The following is a 20,785-nucleotide window of genomic DNA, read 5'->3' on the forward strand; positions in this document are numbered from 1 at the left end:
AAAAAAGAACACTCTGAGGAATAAGAGTTTTATTCCTCAGTGCGTTCTTTTCAATTAAAGAATCATTTTCAATGCTTTAAGGTATTGAAAAAGCGAATAATTCAAGGTTTATTTAAGGTCAAAACGATCCGCATTCATGACCTTAACCCAAGCCGCTGCAAAGTCGCGGGCAAATTTTTCTTTATTGTCATCCTGTGCATAAACTTCTGCAAGGGAGCGGAGAATCGAGTTTGATCCGAATACAAGGTCAAATCGTGTTGCTGTACGAACGACTTCACCTGTTTTGCGGTCTCGCCCTTCATATAAGTTGAAGCCTGCTGGTTTCCACTCAATTCCCATATCAAGCAGGTTTACAAAGAAGTCGTTTGTGAGTGTGCCGATACGGTCTGTGAATACACCGTGTTTTGTACCGGCATGATTAGTGCCAAGAACACGCATGCCGCCTATCAATGCCGTCATTTCCGGTGCAGACAGACCTAAAAGCTGTGCTTTGTCTATAAGCATTTCTTCCGGGCTTGTGCTGTATTCTTTCTTCTGGTAGTTACGGAATCCGTCTGAGACCGGCTCTAACACATCAAAGCTGTCAACATCTGTTTGTTCTGGTGTGGCGTCGCCTCGTCCAGGAGCAAATGGAACTGTTAAATCAATTCCTGCCTCTTTAGCGGCTTTTTCGATTGCAGCATTTCCGCCCAGTACCATTATATCAGCGAAGCTGACTTCTTTGTCCAGATCGCTTTGAAGGTCTTCATAAACGGAAAGTACTTTTGAAAGCTGTTCAGGCTGGTTCGCTTCCCAATAGTTTTGCGGCGCAAGACGGATTCTGCCGCCATTCGCACCGCCGCGCATATCAGATCCGCGGAATGTGCTGGCTGATGCCCATGCAGTTGTTACCAGCTCGCTGACAGTAAGTCCTGAGTTCAAAATTTTCGTTTTAAGATCTGCAATTTCAGATTCTGTCAGATCATAATCAACCTTTGGTATTGGATCTTGCCAAATTAAATCTTCATTAGGTACTTCCGGCCCAAGATATCTGTCTTTAGGTCCCATATCACGGTGAAGCAATTTGAACCACGCACGGGAGAAGGCATCTGCAAATTGATCCGGATTCTGATGGAAGCGGCGGGAAATTTTTTCGTACTCAGGATCCATACGCATGGCCATATCGGCCGTAGTCATCATCGTCTTAACTTTTACAGAGGCATCTTCTGCATCCGGTGCAAGATCCTCTTCTTTAGGGTTAACGGGTGTCCACTGGTTTGCACCGGCAGCACTTTTCGTTAGCTCCCACTCGTATCCAAATAATAAGTCATAGTAGCCGTTGTCCCACTGTGTAGGATTAGCTGTCCATGCGCCATCTATGCCGCTTGTGATGGTGTCGCGGCCTTTACCGCTGCCATGGGAGCTCAGCCAGCCTAATCCTTGTGTTTCAAGTTCAGCTGCTTCTGGTGATGCTCCGACCTTTTCTGGATCTCCAGCACCGTGTCCTTTACCAAATGTGTGGCCGCCGGCAATTAATGCCACCGTTTCTTCATCATTCATTCCCATGCGGGCGAAGGTTTCACGGATGTCGCGCGCACTTGCCAGCGGGTCAGGCTTTCCGTTTGGACCTTCAGGGTTAACATAAATGAGTCCCATTTGAACGGCCGCAAGGGGATTTTCAAGCTCGCGATCGCCGGAGTAGCGGTTGTCGCCGAGCCACTCTTTTTCGTTGCCCCAGTAAATGTCTTCCTCAGGATGCCAAACGTCAGGACGTCCTCCGGCAAAACCGAATGTCTTTAATCCCATCGATTCAAGTGCAACATTGCCTGTTAATACAAGCAAGTCGGCCCATGAAATTTTATTTCCGTATTTTTGTTTGATTGGCCATAAAAGACGGCGTGCTTTATCCAGGTTGGCATTATCCGGCCAGCTATTCAGGGGAGCAAACCGCTGCTGCCCGGTTGCGCCGCCTCCGCGGCCGTCGCCTGTGCGGTAAGTACCGGCAGCGTGCCAGGACATACGGATAAAGAAGGGGCCATAGTGACCATAATCTGCCGGCCACCAATCCTGGCTGTCCGTCATCAGAGTATGAAGATCCTGTTTGAGGGCGTCATAATCCAGTTTTTTAAATTCTTCTGCATAATCAAAGTCTTCTCCCATTGGATTAGTCTTTTTGTCATGCTGATGAAGAATATGCAAGTTTAATTGATTTGGCCACCAGTCCTTATTGGTAGTCCCAACCTTAGAGGTTGTGATCGCACTTTCCTCTTGTGTTTTATCGTGAGATTGTCCCTGCGAAAACGGGCACTGTCCTGCATTGTTTTTTTCATTTTGATCCATTTTTTATTCTCCCTTCGAATTGTAAATGATAATGTGTATAGCTGTTAAACCTATTAATCAGGTTAATAATCGTTATTAGATTATAATTATACTAAACTGTAACGTGAATTGAAAGAAAAATGCATAACTTATAATGATTATTATTTGAAGTGTGAAAAGCTGTTTGTTTTAGACGATATAGGGGAGTTCCAATTTTCTCAGAAAAAAGTAAAATTACATAAGCTTAAAATATGGATTGAAACCTTTTAAGCGTTTAGCCGTATTAAAGTACATAAGAAAGCGGGTGAGACGGATGCATAAAATGAAGATATTTTTTATCGTGGCAGTAGGTCTATTTTTGTTTTTTCCTGATCAAGCCTTTGCGGTGGAGTATGAAATCGATAAAACAGTGATTGATGCTTATGTAACTGAAAATGGAGATGTGAATGTCGTTGAAACACATGTTTACACATTCGAAGATGAGTTTAATGGAATAACAAGAGAATTAAGACCAAAATCAAATGCAGCTATTCAGAATGTAGAAGCAACTGAAGGCAATCAATCTTTAAAAGTGAAACAAGAAAATGATTTGTATCGTATTTATCGTTCTGGTGAAGACGAAACGATTGAGGTAGAACTCACCTATACAATTAAGGATGGGCTGGAAGTCTATGAGGACCTGGTTCAATTTTATTGGCCGTTTTTTGATCGTTCAAATGAATCAACGTATGAAAACCTAACGATTTCTTTATTTCCTCCCAAAGAAACAGACGACGTGATTGCGTTTGGATATGATGAGGCATTTGGCAAGGAGGAAATTCGTCAGGACGGCTCGGTGGTGTTTGAATTTGGGAGGGTGCCGGATGGAAAGAATGGTGACATCCGGGCAGCGTGGGATGGTGAGCTTTTCTCGATGGCACCAACTGAATCGAGTGAATTACGAGAAGATTTACTTGCAGAACAGCAAAATGGAATTGATGAAGGAATTTTATTTAACGAACGCCGTGATTTGATTTCCACCATTGGAACAGCGATCTTAGTTTTATTTTCGCTAGTAATAGCAGGGTTGATCATGCGGGGCTTGATGAAGGCAAAACAATTACGGGAAAGTGCTCTACGGGAAATTACTGATGATCGGCGAATCCCTCCTGAAAGAATGACGTTGCCCGGAACGATATCCTTTCTAAAAACCTTCATGCCAAAAGAAGCCATTGCTGCTTCTTTACTGGACTTGGTTCGAAAGGGGAATGTCATACAAGTTGATGATCAAATTTACAAAGTGGTTCAACGGCAAGGTCTAAAAAGACATGAAGAAGAGTTGGTTGAGTGGTTATTTGATGAAATCGGTGAGGGCAGTGAACTTCAACTGGAAGTGCTGCAAGCGTACACTGAAAACGAAAAGAACCATGAAACCTACCGCAAATATGAATCTCAGTGGCAAACAGCAATTAAACAAGAAGTGAAAGAAAATGAATTATATCAGGATAAAACGAAACATCGTGTAACAGTTGGGTTATCATTTCTGTTACTGATTCCGTTGTTTGTCCTGTTTCCACTATTTGATTTGCTTCCACATTTATTCTTTTCAGTCTTATTAGCGGGAAGTTTAATCACTTATGCCATTGCCTATTCACCATTAACAGCAAAAGGACAGCTGATCTCCGTTGAATGGAATCGGTTCAATAAGCAGTACGATGATATTTCAACAAATGAATGGGACAGCTGGACTGAAGATGAAAAAATGCGATCGTATTTGTATGGACTCGGTACAAATGATAAAAAAATGAAGGATAAAAATGATCGCTTTGTTAATGCATTTGAAATGAAACATGCAAATGGCTACAATTCTTCAGCTGCAATGGCTGCTCCTGTAGATGTAAACATGATTGCCTTGTATTCTGTAACTGCAGGAGCAAGCTTTCACTCTGCGAATGAAACCGTCTCGGCAACATCCTCAACGGGATCTGCTGCTTCAAGTGGAGGGGGAGTTGGTGGAGGAGGCGGAGGGTCTGGCGCATTCTAATCGCTCACCAGCCACATTAAACTAAAAAAAGCCTTCACTGGATTAACTAGTGAAGGCTTTTTCAGTATATGCAAATAAATGCTTAGGTTAACGATTATTTAGCAGCAAGCTCATTCTCCAACGCTTCAATACGGCTCGTTACTTCTTCTTCAGAAAGCTCATGGCGGACAATATAGCGATTGCGCTCATGTTTTGTACATTCGATGGTACAGCCGCCAAGATGTTTGGCTTCGTTTGCTTCAGAGGTAATAATTTGTTTGTTGCATTCCGGGTTGGCACAATTGATGTACCGTTCGCAAGGGGTGCCGTCAAAGTGATCTTTTCCGACAACAACATGCTCGACCTGATTGATCGGTACAGTCAGACGCTCGTCAAATACATACATTTGACCGTCCCACAGCTGTCCTTTGACTTCCGGATCTTTTCCGTATGTGGCAATGCCGCCATGCAGCTGGCCGACATCTTCGAATCCTTCGCGCACTAACCAGCCCGAGAATTTTTCGCAGCGAATGCCGCCTGTGCAGTAAGTTAATACTCGTTTTCCATCCAGTAATTCACGGTTATCTCTTACCCAGTTTGGCAAATCGCGGAACGTTTCCACATCGGGGCGAATTGCCCCCCGGAAATGACCTACGTCATATTCATATGTGTTACGAGCGTCCAGGACAATTGTGTCCTCACGCTGCATTTCTTCGTAAAATTCTTTTGGAGACAGATAGTTCCCTGTTAATTCATTTGGGTTAATATCGTCTTCCAGGCTTAAGTGAACGAGCTCAGGTCGAGGGCGGACATGCATTTTTTTAAAGGTATGCTCTGCTGCCTCATCAATTTTGAAAACAATTCCTTCAAATAAAGGGTTGTTTTTCATCACTTCCATATATGCCTCAGTTTGCTCAATGGTTCCCGAGCAGGTTCCGTTGATGCCTTCATTCGCAACTAATATACGGCCTTTCAGACCAAGCTCTTTACAGAAAGCTAAATGCTCTTCAGAAAAAGCAGCGGGATCTTCAATCGTTGTGTAATGATAATACAATAAAACTCGATAATTCATTATTTTTTTCCACCTATCAATTTATTTTGCAGGAATAACCTGATGGGTTTGAACCGTCTTATACTTTACTCTATATAGGTTAGTATAGTAAAGAGCAAAATCTCAAGAAATATGATCGATTACTGAACTTTTCAAAAGGACAAGTTAAAGGGCCTTATCCATATATTTGTCCATAGACATCATCATTATTCATTCATGGAATTACTACCTTTGGATTTCGCAAAACTTGGAATCATCAACATCCCTGCCATAAATAGAACAAAGGACCCTCCGCGTATTACATCATAAAATTCAGCATTTCTAAAAAAAGAGATATTTATAATCATCGATAGTGCGCCCACTAAGGTCAATAAAATCCCTGCTGTTTGCTTAGACATTGCCGTCATCTCCGTTTCCATCAAGTAATCAAACTATTATATTAATTGTATTTTATCATAAATAATGGTAATTATATCGCGGTTATCCCACTATTTACTATTATTAAATTTGTTAATTGAGGAGGAGAAGGAAAAAGTGTTTTCTCTATTACAATCACGCTTTGTTGGATATGGCTGTTGATTTACGTGTGGCGGGGGTGAGCTGCATTTAAGCAGGAGTCACAACTGCTAATTAAAATATTCTTCCACAAATCTTCGAAACTCCTGAGTTGCAGGCGATAGATATCGCTCGCTCATCCACGCGAGGCCAAGGGTTCTTCTGCTTTCAATCCCTTCAATTTTAATCTGCGAGATTTTGCTTTGATCGATGCCCCGCTGACTTGGCAAAATGGATACGCCAAGACCAGCTGCGACCAGACCAGCGACAGTATCCGCTTCATCACCCTCGAACATAATCTTCGGGCTGATTCCGGCGTTTTCAAATAGTCTTTCCACTGTCAGACGAAGGGAATATCCCTTTTTTAAATGAATAAAAGATTCTTCAGCTATTTCTTCCAGTGTAATGTTTTTTTGGGCTGCCAGCCTGTGGTCTTTAGGCAAAATGGCAAAAAGTTCTTCACTCCAAAGCGGTTTCCATTCAACAGGGGCATCCATCTTCATCGTAAGGCAGAGGTCGTATTCTCCAGACTGAAGCTGATGAAGGATCGTATGGGATGGTCCCTGTCCCAATTGAAAGTGAACCTTTGGATAGCGGTTACGAAAAGAAGCGATCAGATCGGGGACAAGATTCGTGCTGAGTGTATGTAAAAAACCAAGCGACACTACCCCCTGATCAGGCATCAGAAGATCTTGAATTTCCTGCTTACCTGCTTCAAATTCCTTCATCATGGACTCAACCCTCTTTACCATGATTTCTCCATAATGGTTTAAGCGAATCGAACGGCCCTCACGCTCAAACAGCGGAACGCCAATCTCCTCTTCAAAACGTGCAATAGAGCGGCTGAGAGCCGGCTGGGAAATGGAGAGAATCTGTGATGCTTTTGTTACATGCTGAATGCGGGCAAGTGTTTTAAAGTACTCAAATTGATGCCATTCCATCCAGATTACCTCCAATTCATTACATAGATGCATTAAAAATATGATAATTATGAATTATACATTATTGATAGCGGGTGCTACCATAAAATCTATAACAGCGGGAACATGGTAGGGAGTGGGAGGATGAGTTTTATTCAGAAAGGAACACCAATCTTTCGCAAGACCAGCCTTGCTTTTTTTGCAGCTGGTTTTAATACATTTGCTATTTTGTACAGCACACAGCCACTATTGCCTGTTTTTTCACAGGAATTTGGTGTCTCACCCGCTACATCAAGCTTATCCATTTCCATCACCACGATCACACTTGCGATCAGCCTTCTTTTTTTCGGATCATTGTCTGAAGTCTGGGGAAGGAGGCCGGTCATGGTGATATCAATGTTCGCAGCTTCTTTGCTGTGCATTTTGACTGCATTCAGTCCGACCTTTGAGGTTTTGCTATTGTGTCGTGCATTAATTGGTGTTGCGCTCGCAGGGCTTCCATCAATCGCAATGGCCTATTTAGGAGAAGAAATAGAACCGGGAAGCTTGGGGTCGGCAATGGGCTTATATATTTGCGGAAATGCGATCGGCGGGGTGTTCGGACGGGTTTTTTCTGGTGTTATAGCAGATCTTTTCAACTGGCAGACCGCAGTTGGAGCGATTGGGGTGTTGGGCTTTGCTTCAACGATGATCTTTCTGGCAAGTCTTCCAGCATCACGAAATTTTCATCCGAAAAGTATGCATTTGGGGAAGCTTGGCCTGTCGTTAATTGCCCACCTGAAAGATCCCGGGATGCTTTATTTATTTGGAATAGGGTTCATTATAATGGGAAGCAATGTTGCAATCTTTAATTATATGGGGTATGCCCTGCTTCAAGGGCCTTACTCATTAAGTCAAAGCGTTGTCAGCTGGCTGTTTATTGTCATGATTATCGGTATGTACAGCTCGGTATGGGCGGGCAGGCTTGTGGAGCGTCATGGACGGCAAAAAATGCTTGGTGTAAGTCTAGCAATCTTAGTTGTCGGCACACTTCTTTCCCTTGAGGTGCATTTAGTAAGCAAGGTACTAGCCATGCTGATATTTTCATTCGGCTTCTTTGCCACTCAGACCGTAGCAACCAGTTGGGTTGGCTACCGCGCCACTCAAAATAAATCTCAGGCGTCCTCACTTTATTTATTCCTTTATTACATAGGGTCAAGCATTGGCGGCACACTTGGAGGAATTTTTTGGGCGATGTACGGATGGGGCGGGGTAATCGGCATGGTATTCGCCTTTTTGGCGCTTGGTTTAGCATGTGCCATAGGACTTTCGCAGCTCGGGCAGAGATCCGAACGTACAGCGGACTACCGCTATGACCACTGAGCTGGCCTAACAATAAAGTAAGCCGGTACCCGACGCATCGAGTAACCCGAATTCTTAGACAACAGCTATCTTAGGGGTATATCATACATGTAAAATAAGTATGAAAGGGTGCAGAAAATGAAAGTATTGGTAATCGGAGCAAACGGTCAAGTAGGGAAGCATCTTGTATCACAAATTCAGAAAACCGATGAACTTGAAGCAAAAGCGATGATCCGTAAACAGGAGCAGGCATCTTACTTTGAAGATCTTGGTGCAGAAACTGTGCTAGCGGATTTGGAAAAAGACGATGCTGATGCGATTGCCAAAGCGGCAGATGGAGTGGACGCAATCGTATTTACGGCAGGATCAGGACCGAAAACAGGCAGTGATAAAACGATATTGATTGATCTTGACGGAGCGGTTAAAACGATTGAAGCGGCGAAAAAAGCGGGTGTCAAACGATATGTGATGATCAGTTCATTTGATACAACACGAGAAGCGATTCAATCTGCTCCTTCCTCCTTCTCACCATATGTTGCGGCAAAACATTATGCAGATGTGTGGCTGCGGGGAACTGATCTCGATTACACCATCATTCATCCCGGTGCACTGACAAACGACCCGGCAACCGGAAAAGTCGCTGCTGCCGAGAACGTAGAGCGAGGGGAGATTCCGCGAGAAGATGTGGCAAGTGTCATCATCGCTGCCCTGAAGGAAGAGTCATCCATAGGCAAAGAATTTCAGGTAGTAGGCGGAAGCAAGCCCGTACAAGAGTCGGTACAATCTGTATAGAAACGGTATAAGAATAACATACAAGGATGTTCTCACGACAAAACTTTCGTGAGAACATTCTTTTGTTCCACTCATTACATTGCGGTTAACCGCATCTCATATATTTACCTATTCTAATCTTGAATAAATGATACGCTCTATTTCTCAATGCTTTTCTGCTCCTAAATAGGGTAAAGAATAAATACATCAGATTGCATAAAGGAGAATGATCAATGGACAGTATTATTTTTGATTTAGATGGCACCTTGTGGGATCCAAGGGAAACGGTTCTGACTTCCTGGAATCAGGCGCTTAAGGAGCAGCAATACGATAAAGTGCTGACAAAAGATGATCTTACGAAAACGATGGGTCTTCAAATGCACGAGATTGCCGCTGTGCTTTTTACAGATCTAAACGAGAGTGAACAAAGGAAAATGATGGACCAATGCATAGCAGTTGAGAACCCATATGTAGCAAAGCATGGAGGACAGCTGTATCCCGAGCTGGAAGAAACGTTAAAAGTATTGGCAGATAAGTATCGTCTGTTCATCGTAAGCAACTGCCAGGATGGATATATTGAAGCGTTCTATCACTATCACAAACTTGATCACTATTTCTCCGATTTTGAAAATCCCGGCAGAACAGGTCTTTCAAAAGGAGAAAATATCAATCTGATTATCCGGAGAAATCAACTCGAAGATCCTGTTTATGTAGGTGATACTCAAGGTGACTGCAACGCTGCGCGTCATGCCGGCATTCCGTTTATCTACGCGAGTTATGGATTCGGGGACGTGGAGGAATATGATCGGGTCATTGAAAAATTGGCGGATTTGAAAAAGATCGTTTAAAGAAAACAACCTCATCTGTCTTGAGATCAGATGGGGTTGTTTTCGTCATTTGCCTTTTAACCACTATGTCTTCCATTCATCTTTATAGTAAAATGAAAAATGTAAAGTACCTCAGGACATTGATTTCTCAAGGAGGATAAAAAATGAATGCCATAACGAAAAAGAGAACCAAAGCCTATTTTATAGATCTTGCGGTTTCAACGATCGTAACAGCTGGAGTGGAACTGCTGCTGCGCAGGAAGGTGAAAAGTGAATTTGTCCATGCTGTCATTACACCGACTGCAGTGATGTGGAGCCTGGAATACATACAGCTGCGCCAAAGCGGACAGACCATCGGAAATCGAGTGATGGGCTTGTCACTTGAGAATGGAGATGGAACAGAGTTGACCTGTAACCAGATTCTGAAACGAATGGCGTACAGAGACACAAAAAGTACATTTGATTATTTAAAAGACCGCAAAGGATTTGAAGGAGATGACGGTTCGGTTCTCCCTCATGATGGCTTTGCCAATACAATTGTAAAAGAAATCGGAAAACCCAAAGAAAACGGCTGTAACAACTAATACTTTTTTAAAAGATGAATAGGGGAGAGGCGTTGATGGAGGCATGTTGAGAGATGACCATCTCGGAATATCAATAATTCTTCAGCTCCCACCCATTCATTCCTGCGTCCAAATCAACCCTCGAGTTTTTCCTGCAGCTCAAAGTCTGCTGATGCTGCTTCAATCCCATTTACCAGCAATGTAAGTGTATGAACTCCTGGATAATGGACTCTTGTCGTCAGGTCTTTAAACGATAAAGTTTTTGTGTACCTTCTTTCACCTGCAGGAATTTCTCCTTCACTCAGCTTAAAAACCTTTCTGTTTCGAATTCCACGCTTTTTGACATAATCAATGGCAAAATCAATCCGCAGCTTTTGACGTTCCTCTGTCACCAAAGTAAACGAAAATATTAATTCCCCTCCAAACTCCACAAGCTCAGAAGTGTGAAAATCATGTATATGTACGGTCTCTGTCTGTTCGAAGCCAAAGAGCCCAAGGGCTTCGGGGTGTCCCTTTTTTAATAATGTTCTGCTCGCATGCCGCAGGATCCAGTCGGTGTGAGGATGCTGCCCTTTTTGTTCCTGAATGAGTTCGAGCAGAAGATCAGGGTGTGTTTTTGACACATCATTTAAATGGTTTGCTACACTTTTTCGAACATAAAGTGAGTCGTCGCGAAGAAGTTTTAAAAGAATTGGAAAAGCGGGACTTGGATCTTTTACCAGGGACGGAATTGCCTGTCCCCAAGGTAGTCTGGGACGAGCGCCTTCAGAAGCCAGACGTCTTATATGCTCATTGTTATTTTCCGCCCACAGGTTCATTGTATGCAGGCAGCTTTTCTGATCTTTTAGTAAAAATGAGCGAATGGCGAATTCAGAGGTCGAGGCACTTGTCAGGTTCTTAAGCGCGCTTAATGAACGATCCCAATGGCCCTGTCCATACACCTCAACGTAATCGGGAAAAACAATTCCTGGAAGTCCTCCGAAATCTTTTGCATGTTCTTCGAGCCAGTCTGCTGCCTGATAAAAATCTTGAGACAGGAAGGGATGCATTGAGACTGCAATATGACGTACTCTTTGTTTAAAAGACAGCTGTTCCCATTGGGAAGATAATACGTTTTTTTGGAATGATTCTGCATCCCCCAGTCGTTCACCGAGCCTATTTATCCAATCAATTGAATAGACATCCTTAATTAATGACATGTAAATCCCTGCTTTCTGCGCTAATTTCCTCTAATAAAAATCTATGATTTTACCTATTTTCGCAAGCTTGATCTACATTATAATCTTATTTGGAAAAGGAAAGAAGTTTTAGAGGGTTAAACGCGAGAGTAATCAAATTAATAAGATCAACAAAAAAAGAAGCACAGTGAAAATACTGCGCTTCTTTCTATCAATCCAGCTTAAAACAAGGACATCAGTAATCCAGCCAGCAGCAGGATAATGGCTCCGCCCAGTCTGGAAGCGATTTGAGCAAAAGGCATGAGCTGCATGCGTTTAGCAGCTGAGAGAACGGCTACATCGCCGGTTCCGCCCATATTGGCCATACAAAGCCCAGCCGTGATTCCGGATTCGATTGGATAGAAGCCCACAAGGCGTCCAATAATGGCAGCCCCAATGACAGCTCCCAGAACAACCGCAAGTACAATGACTACATATTGCAGTGACAGTGCACCAAGCACCGCACCCAGGTCTGTATAGGCCACACCGATTCCAAATAGCAGGGCGAGTGTGAAGGCTTTGGCGACAAATTGATACCACTGGCTGGCACCTTCAACAATAGCAGCAGGCAGCAGGTTCAGGATTTTTGCAGCAGCCACCAGGATGATCATGATTGCATACGGATGAATCGGCAGGACTGCACCAAGTAGATGGCCAAGTGTAAAGAATAGCAGTGCTGCTAAAAGACCTACAGCGAGCTTTTGCAGGTCAAATTTATTCGATGGTTTTTCTTCTTCAAAGCCGTCAATCAGTTTCCCGTTGCCGGATAAAGAAGGAACTTTTTCACCGAGTTTATTTAAAAGCCCGGCAATAATGATCGCAAATACATTTCCTAAAGCAAGAGCGGGAACAAGAATTGAAATATAGTAGCTCGCCGGCTGACCAAGAACTTCAGAGTAAATCTGTGCCATTGGAACAGCCCCAGCCCCCATGCCGCCGCCCATTATTGGCAGGGTAATAACGAGTATGGCTTCTTCAAGTGTAAATCCAATCATTGCTCCAATGCCTGCCGCCAGCAGAACAGCTCCAAGTATCGCACCAAAGATCGGAGCAAAATAGCGCACACCGACACGAACGAGCACTTTTGAATTCATGCCAAGAATACTGCCTGTAATCAGTGCGGCAATATAAAAATCAAGAAAACCGCCTGTTGTCATAAAACTTTCCACTGAAGTTGTGACGCCTTCAGGCAATAGACCGCTGTATACAAGATAAGCTGATCCGAATATGGCAACAATCGCTCCTCCGCCAAGATAGCTTTTCACAATCGGCGTCCGGTCTCCCAGCCAGCCGAGCGCTTCCCCGATGACAATCATAACGAGCAGACTGCCGATCATTCCGCTTGGAAGGGTGTCGGTATAAATGGCTGCAATCGTTAAAACGGCGATCAGCGCAAACCATTGAATGGGAATATTGAAGATGCTAACACGGCGCTTTTCCGTCCCAAGAGGCGGTGCCGGTTTCAGCTTTGATTGTTGCGGAAGCGGTTTAGCTGTCTGCATGGATGCCATCTCCTTTCTTAGCAGTCTGTTCTACCGCATCAGCTACCGCAAATGCTACCTGCTTATTTAGTGAGCCAGGAATAATATAATCGGGGTGAAGCTCATCTTCTGTAATTAAATTTGCAATCGCTCTTGCAGCAGCGAGCTTCATGGGCACTGTAATATCGTTCGCTTTTGCTTGAAGGGCTCCTCGGAAAATACCCGGAAAAGCAAGCAGATTGTTCACCTGGTTTGGAAAGTCGGAGCGTCCAGTGGCAACTACTTCTGCTCCGGCTTTTTTCGCATCACCCGGGTATATTTCAGGAACAGGGTTCGCAAGCCCAAATACGATGGCCCGTGGTGCCATGCGTTTTACTTGCAGGGGACGAAGGGCATTAGGTCCGGATACTCCAATAAACACATCTGTCCCATTAATAACATCATCAAGTGTTCCTTGTTTTAAACTGCGGTTTGTATAAGCGGCAATATCTTTTTGGGCCTCATTCAGCCATGGCAGCCCTTTGCAGACAACGCCCTCCAGACTAACGAGTGTAATATGCTGAAAGCCTGCTTCAAGCAGAAGTCTGGCAATGGAGATGCCGGCAGCTCCTGCGCCGTTAATCACAATTTTTGTATTCTTAATCGTTCGGCTTGTCAGGCGAAGTGCGTTGTACAGTGCAGCGAGAACGACAATGGCTGTTCCATGCTGATCATCGTGAAAAACAGGAATATCAAGCTCTTCTTTCAGGCGGCGCTCAATTTCAAAACAGCGGGGAGCAGAAATATCCTCAAGATTGATGCCGGCGAAAGAAGGGGCCAGCGCTTTAATGATATGAATAAGTGCTTCTGGATCCTTTTCGTCTAAACAGATTGGAAACGCATTCAAATCAGCGAATTTCTTAAACAGGATACACTTTCCTTCCATAACAGGCATCGCGGCCTTTGGTCCGATGTCGCCAAGACCAAGAACAGCAGTCCCATCCGTCACAACGGCAATCATTTCGCCTCGGGACGTAAGTGTATTTACCCGTTCAGGATGATCGGCGATCTCCAGGCATACATCAGCAACCCCCGGTGTGTACACCAGACTTAAATCCTGTTCCGTTTGAATATCAATCTTGCTTTCTATACTTATCTTGCCCTTTAATCTTTCATGCAGTTCAACTGCTTTGCTTGGGTTTTGCATAACAACCATGAAATTTCCTCCTCTTAGAAAACGCTTTCAATTAAGTTGTTTTCAATGATAGAAGATAAGATAGAAACAGCCTAGGTTTAGAAACTTAAAAAATAGTTTTGTAAATAAAAAAAGCAGCGCAGGCTGCTTTTTTACAATAACTTACACATAAAACCTATTTAACTTTTTAGCGCTTTTAAAGCAGATGGTCAATCAACAATAGATTTTCTTTCCTCATCACGTACAGATGAAGCGGACGTCCTACAGAACCGTATGTCAGCCGTTCCCCAAGAACGCCTGTTTCTGAAAGGAATCTTAAATATTTTCGAACAGAGACTGTGGAAATGCAGCTTTTTTCAGCCACCTGGTCTGTAGAGAAGGCAGCATCCGGCAGTGCCTGAATGGTTTCGACGATAAGCCGCAGCGTATTGGTAGAAAGTCCTTTTGGAAGCTCGGTCTTCGCTTGTTCCTGATAGCTGAACCAGCTCTCATCCAGCTTCTGCTGATCGAGGGTCTCATGCTCCTCGAACAGCACATGCTTTTCTTTGTAGGAGAGGAGGGCCTGCTGAAATCGAGGAAAATCAAACGGCTTCATGATGTAGTCAACGGCCCCGTGCCGCATAGCGGTCTGAACGGACTGTACATCGGAGGCTGCAGTAATTAAAATCACATCCCCATTCCATTTCTGTTCGGCACGGAGCTTCTTTAAGAGCTCGAGTCCATTTTTTCCTCCAATATAAATATCCAGCAGAATTAAATCTACTTTCTTTTCTTCCAGAAATGCCACTGCTTCAGCGAACGTAAAGGCGGCTCCTGTCAAACGGAATCCTTCCACTTCCTGGACGTACGATTGATTTAATTTTGATACCATCGGATCGTCTTCAATAACCAGTACGTTAATCATGGCTGTCTGTCTCCTTTGCTTCGTACTTAATTTCAATATGAAAGGTTGTTCCGCTGTTGGCAAACGAATCGACGGTCATGGTTCCGCCGAGTTCCTGGACCACCGTTCGAACGAGGTAGAGGCCGTAGCCGCGGTCATCTCCTTTTGTAGAAAACGCCTTTTCAAATATTTTTCCCAGCAGCTGTTTTGGGATCCCCGGACCTGAATCCGCCACTTCAATGTGAAGAGTTTCGTTTTCCATAGTAAGCTTAACCGATACGTTTTTTTTACGGCTTTCTTCTGCTGCGTCGAGTGCATTATCAATTAAATTGCCGAGCACTGTAATGAAATGGTGCTTCATTTCGTCTTGTGACGGAGGGGGAATGATATCGGGACAGGTGATTGAGATGGACACCTGTTTTTCCCTTGCATAGCTCAGTTTTCCAATCAAAAAACCGACCATGACGGGGTCCTTAATATTTTGTGTTAAGCGTTCCGTCTGATCAAATTGATGCTCCGTTAACTGATAAATATATGTTTTCAGATCCCGATAGGATTCCGTCCGCAGCAGGCCGAGTATCACGTGCAGCTTGTTTTTCATTTCATGGGACTGCGCTCTGAGCGCTTCACTGTACAGCTTGACTCCAGTCAGCTGCTCAGCAAGCGCGTTGACCTCAGTTTTATCGCGGAAGGTGGAAATAGCGCCGACAATTTCCTTTTCCACAGTCAGCGGCATACGGTTAATCAGAAATGTTAAATGATTAACGTGGAGCTCTTCATCCCGTTCTGCTTCACCCGTTGCCAGGATGCGGGTGAGGCCTGTGCCAGGCAGGAATTCCTCTGCCCTCATGCCAACAGGCTGCTTTGGGAGTCCGGCTTCTGCAAATAACCGCCGTCCTGAATCGTTAACGAGTGTAATAATTCCTTCCTGATCCACCGCAATAATTCCTTCCCTAACGGATTGGAGCATCCGGTTGCGCTCCTCAAACGTTTTAGCAATGGCTGCGGGTTCCTGTCCATGCAGGATCCGCCGAATGTACCAGGCGATTAGAAAAGCTCCTGCTACGCCGATTGCGATGCCGAGCACGGAGCTTGACAGGATAATCCAGTGGCTTTCTGCAATTAGCTGTTCAATCGCAGTCAGGGAATCTCCCACTGCTACTACACCAATTTGTTCTCCTGCTTCATCGTACACCGGGGTGAAAGTTCGCAGAGAGGGAGAGAGTGTACCTTGTGATGTGGAGCTGTATTCTTCACCTGCAAGTGCTTTTGTTTCATCATTTCCTTCAAAAGATTCGCCGATCAATGATGGGTCAGGGTGAGAAAGACGAATTCCTTCCATGTCCATCACTACGACAAAAAGCAAGCCTGACGTTTTCCGCACGCGCTCTGCATAGGGCTGAATGAGCGACGGATCATTGGCTAACAGTCCATTCTGAACCTCTTCTTGCTGCGCCACCAGCCTTGCCAGTGTTAATCCTTTTTCTTCCTGCTCTTCTCTGGTGTCCTCGCTGATGGTCCTGCTGATCAGCACATCGGTTGTTGCTAAGGATACTGCCACTACGGCCATTACCAGCATGATGATAATAGCCCTTAGAGAAATCTGCCTTTTTTTCATGTCTTCACCTTCTAACCTCTTCATAAATTTCGGTTTATATAGTAAGGCACAGCAAAAATGCCGACACTGGTTTTTGAACTACGTCACATTATACCTGTACACGATTAAATTGAAAACGCTGTCCATTAACAGGAGTTAGGCAGGATATTTTGAAAAACGAGAACAATTCTTTATTTTGAAAACAGCCTGAACACTTATTGACACGCATTCTCACTGAGGATATACTTTTTAATGGGTGTGATTTTGATAATCATTCTCGATTACTAATCGCACACGTATTATAAACATAGGAGGATTACATAAAAATGAGCAAATTTTTAAAGCTTTCTTTATTTGCAATTCTTATCCTTTCGCTGTCTGCTTTTCTTGCAGCCTGCGGAAATAGCAATACAGAAGATTCTTCAGAGGACTCAAACGCATCGGGTGAAGATGGTGAGTCTGGAGAAGTAAATCTTTACACAAGCAGACATTACGAAACAGACCAGGCACTTTATGATACCTTTACGGAGGAAACAGGAATTAAAGTAAACGTGGTGGAAGGAAGCGGGGATGAGCTTATTGAACGCTTGAACCAGGAAGGGGAAAGCACAGAAGCTGATTTATTTATTACCGCTGATGCCGGCAACCTTCATGCAGCGAGTGAAAGCGGCCTTTTGCAGCCGGTTGAAAGCGATGTGCTGAATGGAAATATTCCGGAAAAATTCCGCGATGTGGATAATGAATGGTTTGGATTAACGAAACGTGCACGTGTAATTGTTTACGATAAAGAGCGGGTAGATCCGTCGGAGCTGTCTACTTATGAAGCGTTAACTGAACCGGAATGGGAAGACCGCATTGCCATTCGATCTTCAAGCAATATGTATAATATTTCATTGCTCGCTTCATTTATTGAACTAAATGGTTCAGAAGAAGCTGCATCATGGGCTGGGGGGATTACAAACAATATGGCAATCGAACCTCAGGGCGGAGACCGCGACCAGGCAAAAGCTGTGGCAGCGGGACAAGCAGATGTTGCGGTTATGAATACGTATTACATTGGCGGGATGCTGAATTCCGAAGACCCGGAGGAAGTGAAAGTAGCTGAATCACTGGGCGTATTTTTCCCTAATCAGGAAACAACCGGAACGCATGTAAACATCAGTGGCATATCGATGACAAAGAGCGCAAAAAACGCAGAGAATGCACAGAAATTAATGGAGTTTCTTTCGAATGAAAAATCACAGGAGCAATTTGCTTCTGCCAACTATGAATATCCGGTAAACCCGAATGTTGAAGTTACAGGTTTACTTGAGTCATGGGGAGAGTTCAAGGAGCAGGATATTAACCTGTCTGTTCTGGGAGAAAACCAGCAGGAAGCCATTCGCTTGTTTGATCAGGCCGGCTGGAAATAAAGCACTTATAGACCGTACCGCAGAAATGTGGTACGGTTACATAGGTTTCAGTGATAATGATAATCAATTGCTTTCATTGAAACGAAAATAGCAAGGATGCTATATGAGGGTGTGTACCGTGGGGAAAGTATTTCAAAAAATAAGATCTAAACTGAATATATGGGCCATTCTCAGCATTATTTTTATCGCTATTATTATTATTCCTAATCTCTTAATTGCCTTGAACCTTTTTACAGAGTCCAATGAAAATTGGCAGCATATTAAAGAGTATCTATTAAAGGACTATATAACAAATACGGTTATTTTAATTAGTTTTACCGCTCTCATAACGACCGTTATCGGGGTTAGTCTGGCGTGGTTTGTGACAATGTTTGAATTTCCCTTCAGACGATTTTTTAAATGGGGGTTAATCCTGCCGCTCGCAATCCCGCCATATATTGGCGCTTATGCTTATCACGGATTATTAAATTATACAGGCGTCATCCAGAGTATTTTAAGAAATAACTTTGAGCTCGAAGTGAATCAGGAATACTTTTCGATCATGAATAACCAGGGCGCCATATTTATTTTTTCTATCTTTTTATTTCCTTATGTCTATACCATCACAAAAACATTTTTGCAAAACCAGTCTTCCTCACTGATTGAAAACACGCGCCTGCTGGGCAGTAATTCATTCGAAACCTTTTTTCGTGTTATTCTGCCTATCTCAAGAGCAGCCATTTTTGGGAGTGTTACGCTCGTTGTCCTGGAGGTTCTGAATGACTATGGAGTTGTGAATTATTTTGGGATTCAGACCTTCAGTACAGCAATCTTCAGAACCTGGTATGGCATGAAAGACCTGGATTCAGCTCTTAAGCTTGCAGGGGCTCTTATGTTTTTAGTTATTTTTATTCTTATTCTGGAAAAAGTAAGCCGCGGTAGAAAACGATTCAGCTCTTCTACTACAAAAATCCGCCCGATACAGCCAAAGAAAGTAAAAGGCGTAAAGGCATGGCTGATTTTCGGATTTTGCTTCTCTGTTTTCAGCATTGCTTTTTTGATTCCCTTTATCCAGCTATTGTATTGGGCATTTTTAACGTTTGAATCAGTTTTTACAGCAGAATTTATTCAGCTGATCTATCAATCAGTTCTAATTGCTGCCATCACTTCTTTTATTATTGTGGTGATCGCATTAATTATAGGCAATTATTCCAGGCTCCATAAAGGTTTTCTCACAACGATGATTGCGCGCGTTACAACACTTGGGTATTCAATACCGGGAGCGGCTATTGCGATATCGATTATCACGATATTTGTTGCACTGGATGGCTATCTGTCTGATCTGTATAACTCGCTTCAGATGGATCCGGTCATTATCCTGCGGACGAGTCTGGTGATGCTGGTATCCGCGTATATCATCCGTTTTCTGGCAATCGGTTATAATGCCATCGATGCTGGTTATGAAAAAATGGGAAACACATTTACAGAAGCATCGCGGACATTAGGGTTTTCTACGATCACAACCTTTTTCAAAGTTGATCTTCCTATGATGAGAACTGCTATGTTTGGAGGGTTTATTCTCGTATTTATTGATGTGTTAAAAGAGCTTCCATTAACACTCTTTTTACAGCCATTTAATTTTGCAACGCTTGCCACACAGGCGTACAAATATGCCAATGATGAAAGGGTGCATGAAGCAGCCCTCGCTTCCATTCTCATTATTTTGGTCAGCGGCATCTTTATCTTTGCTTCACAGAAACTATTAGAGAAGGAGCCAAAATGATGTTCGTTCAAATTGAAAACTTACAATATCAGTACAAAAATAGCTCAGCACCTGTACTAAAGGATTTTTCATTAACCATTGAACAGGGAGAGATTATCACCATTCTCGGTGAAAGCGGCAGTGGGAAAAGTACCATCCTGCGCCTGCTTTCCGGACTGGAAACCCCAATGAATGGTTCAATCAGAATCAATAATGAGTTAATTTGCAATGGACATCATTTTACTCCCCCGGAAAAAAGAGGGGTAGGCATGGTATTTCAGGACTATGCACTTTTTCCGCATATGACAGTGGAGAAAAATATTAAATTCGGCTTAAAGAAAATGAATCGTCGTGATAAACAACGCAGAATGGAAGAAATGCTTGAGCTGATTAATATGGAGGAATACAGAGATCGATATCCGTATGAACTAAGCGGCGGCCAGCAACAGCGTGTAGCTTTGGCCAGGGCCCTTGCCCCTGCACCGTCACTGTTGGTTTTTGATGAACCTTTTAGTAATCTGGATGCTAATCTTCAGATAAAAATCCGGGATGAGCTAAGAGGGATCTTGAAAAAGACCGGTATTACATCAATTTTTGTAACGCATGACCAGGCGGATGCCCAAGCCATTGCTGACCGTGTCGTTTTTATTGAAAAGGGCGTCATTAATCAAATTGGCAAGCCTGAAGAAGTATTGGGCTGTGCAAGCCTGTTGATGTGGGCGAATTCATAAGATAAGAAGAGGCCGCACATAATGAGATCACTGTAAAGTCTCTCAAAAGGGGCCGGTTAATTTCCGCTGCAGGCGGAGGCTTTCCGCGGGGCGTGCGGTGAGCCACCTTGAGCTAAAGCTCTTCGGTGTCTCACCTGTCACGCTGCATCCCGCAGGAGTCCCCGCCTTCCGCTCCAATTAACCTATACTTTCCTATTTTACGGTGTAATTAAAATTGAAAA

Annotated in this window: 17 protein-coding genes; 8 read left to right on the plus strand and 9 right to left on the minus strand. The window is 43.6% G+C overall.

The genetic code is table 11. The annotated features are described in order from the left end of the window. Positions 1–108 precede the first annotated feature (108 nt). Positions 109–2,319, minus strand: a complete 2,211-nt coding sequence (katG, locus tag E2R51_RS15935; RefSeq protein WP_133378086.1) for a catalase/peroxidase HPI — start codon at positions 2,317–2,319, stop codon at positions 109–111. 301 nt (positions 2,320–2,620) lie between these two features. Between katG and E2R51_RS15940 the strand changes: the two genes are divergently transcribed. Continuing rightward, on the plus strand, positions 2,621–4,321 hold the full coding sequence (locus tag E2R51_RS15940; RefSeq protein WP_165967249.1) for a DUF2207 domain-containing protein: 1,701 nt from the start codon (positions 2,621–2,623) through the stop codon (positions 4,319–4,321). A 94-nt stretch (positions 4,322–4,415) separates the two neighbouring features. Here E2R51_RS15940 and trhO read toward each other — a convergent pair whose 3' ends face one another. The 3 genes from trhO to E2R51_RS15955 form a co-directional block, all read right to left on the minus strand. Further along, positions 4,416–5,372, minus strand: coding sequence for an oxygen-dependent tRNA uridine(34) hydroxylase TrhO (gene trhO, locus E2R51_RS15945; protein ID WP_133378088.1), 957 nt, complete (start codon positions 5,370–5,372; stop codon positions 4,416–4,418). Between the two features lie 185 nt (positions 5,373–5,557). Beyond that, positions 5,558–5,749: a hypothetical protein gene (locus E2R51_RS15950; protein WP_133378089.1), complete on the minus strand. Its 192-nt coding sequence runs from the start codon at positions 5,747–5,749 to the stop codon at positions 5,558–5,560. 228 nt (positions 5,750–5,977) lie between these two features. Beyond that, complete coding sequence (locus E2R51_RS15955) at positions 5,978–6,847, minus strand: LysR family transcriptional regulator (protein ID WP_133378090.1); 870 nt, start codon at positions 6,845–6,847, stop codon at positions 5,978–5,980. A gap of 123 nt (positions 6,848–6,970) precedes the next feature. Here E2R51_RS15955 and E2R51_RS15960 point away from each other — a divergent pair, with 123 nt between their 5' ends. The 4 genes from E2R51_RS15960 to E2R51_RS15975 all read left to right on the plus strand — a co-directional run bounded on the left by E2R51_RS15960 (position 6,971) and on the right by E2R51_RS15975 (position 10,349). Next, positions 6,971–8,188 carry an MFS transporter gene (locus tag E2R51_RS15960; protein ID WP_133378091.1) on the plus strand — a complete coding sequence of 406 codons (1,218 nt, stop codon included), beginning with the start codon at positions 6,971–6,973 and terminating at the stop codon, positions 8,186–8,188. Positions 8,189–8,305: 117 nt separating this feature from the next. Then, complete coding sequence (locus tag E2R51_RS15965; protein WP_133378092.1) at positions 8,306–8,959, plus strand: SDR family oxidoreductase; 654 nt, start codon at positions 8,306–8,308, stop codon at positions 8,957–8,959. A 212-nt stretch (positions 8,960–9,171) separates the two neighbouring features. Beyond that, on the plus strand, positions 9,172–9,786 hold the full coding sequence (locus E2R51_RS15970) for an HAD family hydrolase (protein ID WP_133378093.1): 615 nt from the start codon (positions 9,172–9,174) through the stop codon (positions 9,784–9,786). Between the two features lie 143 nt (positions 9,787–9,929). Continuing rightward, positions 9,930–10,349 (plus strand): RDD family protein, encoded by a 420-nt coding sequence (locus tag E2R51_RS15975; RefSeq protein WP_133378094.1) that lies wholly within the window; start codon positions 9,930–9,932, stop codon positions 10,347–10,349. Positions 10,350–10,462: 113 nt separating this feature from the next. On the opposite strand, the gene E2R51_RS15980 is transcribed toward E2R51_RS15975, so the two are convergent. From E2R51_RS15980 to dcuS, 5 genes are all read right to left on the minus strand, one after another. Continuing rightward, positions 10,463–11,527, minus strand: a complete 1,065-nt coding sequence (locus E2R51_RS15980) for a DNA alkylation repair protein (RefSeq protein ID WP_133378095.1) — start codon at positions 11,525–11,527, stop codon at positions 10,463–10,465. A gap of 200 nt (positions 11,528–11,727) precedes the next feature. Beyond that, complete coding sequence (locus E2R51_RS15985) at positions 11,728–13,047, minus strand: 2-hydroxycarboxylate transporter family protein (RefSeq protein ID WP_133378096.1); 1,320 nt, start codon at positions 13,045–13,047, stop codon at positions 11,728–11,730. Further along, positions 13,034–14,221, minus strand: a complete 1,188-nt coding sequence (locus tag E2R51_RS15990; RefSeq protein ID WP_205703344.1) for an NAD(P)-dependent malic enzyme — start codon at positions 14,219–14,221, stop codon at positions 13,034–13,036. The genes E2R51_RS15985 and E2R51_RS15990 overlap by 14 nt, the downstream gene beginning before the upstream one ends. Before the next feature lie 175 nt (positions 14,222–14,396). Continuing rightward, positions 14,397–15,104, minus strand: a complete 708-nt coding sequence (locus E2R51_RS15995) for a response regulator (RefSeq protein WP_133378097.1) — start codon at positions 15,102–15,104, stop codon at positions 14,397–14,399. After that, a complete protein-coding gene (gene dcuS / locus E2R51_RS16000; RefSeq protein ID WP_133378098.1) occupies positions 15,097–16,701 on the minus strand; it encodes a DcuS/MalK family sensor histidine kinase in 1,605 nt (534 codons plus the stop codon). Before dcuS ends, E2R51_RS15995 begins: the two co-directional genes overlap by 8 nt. A gap of 305 nt (positions 16,702–17,006) precedes the next feature. Here dcuS and E2R51_RS16005 point away from each other — a divergent pair, with 305 nt between their 5' ends. The 3 genes from E2R51_RS16005 (at position 17,007) to E2R51_RS16015 (ending at position 20,564) form a co-directional block, all read left to right on the plus strand. Beyond that, entirely contained in the window at positions 17,007–18,092 is a 1,086-nt protein-coding gene (locus tag E2R51_RS16005) for a Fe(3+) ABC transporter substrate-binding protein (protein WP_133378099.1), read from the plus strand. A gap of 103 nt (positions 18,093–18,195) precedes the next feature. Next, the gene (locus E2R51_RS16010; protein ID WP_133378100.1) at positions 18,196–19,854 is read left to right on the plus strand and encodes an ABC transporter permease; all 1,659 of its coding nucleotides are present in this window, start codon (positions 18,196–18,198) and stop codon (positions 19,852–19,854) included. Next, positions 19,854–20,564 carry an ABC transporter ATP-binding protein gene (locus tag E2R51_RS16015; protein WP_133378235.1) on the plus strand — a complete coding sequence of 237 codons (711 nt, stop codon included), beginning with the start codon at positions 19,854–19,856 and terminating at the stop codon, positions 20,562–20,564. Before E2R51_RS16010 ends, E2R51_RS16015 begins: the two co-directional genes overlap by 1 nt. Positions 20,565–20,785 lie beyond the last annotated feature (221 nt).

It is taken from the genome of Jeotgalibacillus sp. S-D1 (assembly GCF_004358665.1).
Taxonomy (GTDB): domain Bacteria; phylum Bacillota; class Bacilli; order Bacillales; family Jeotgalibacillaceae; genus Jeotgalibacillus.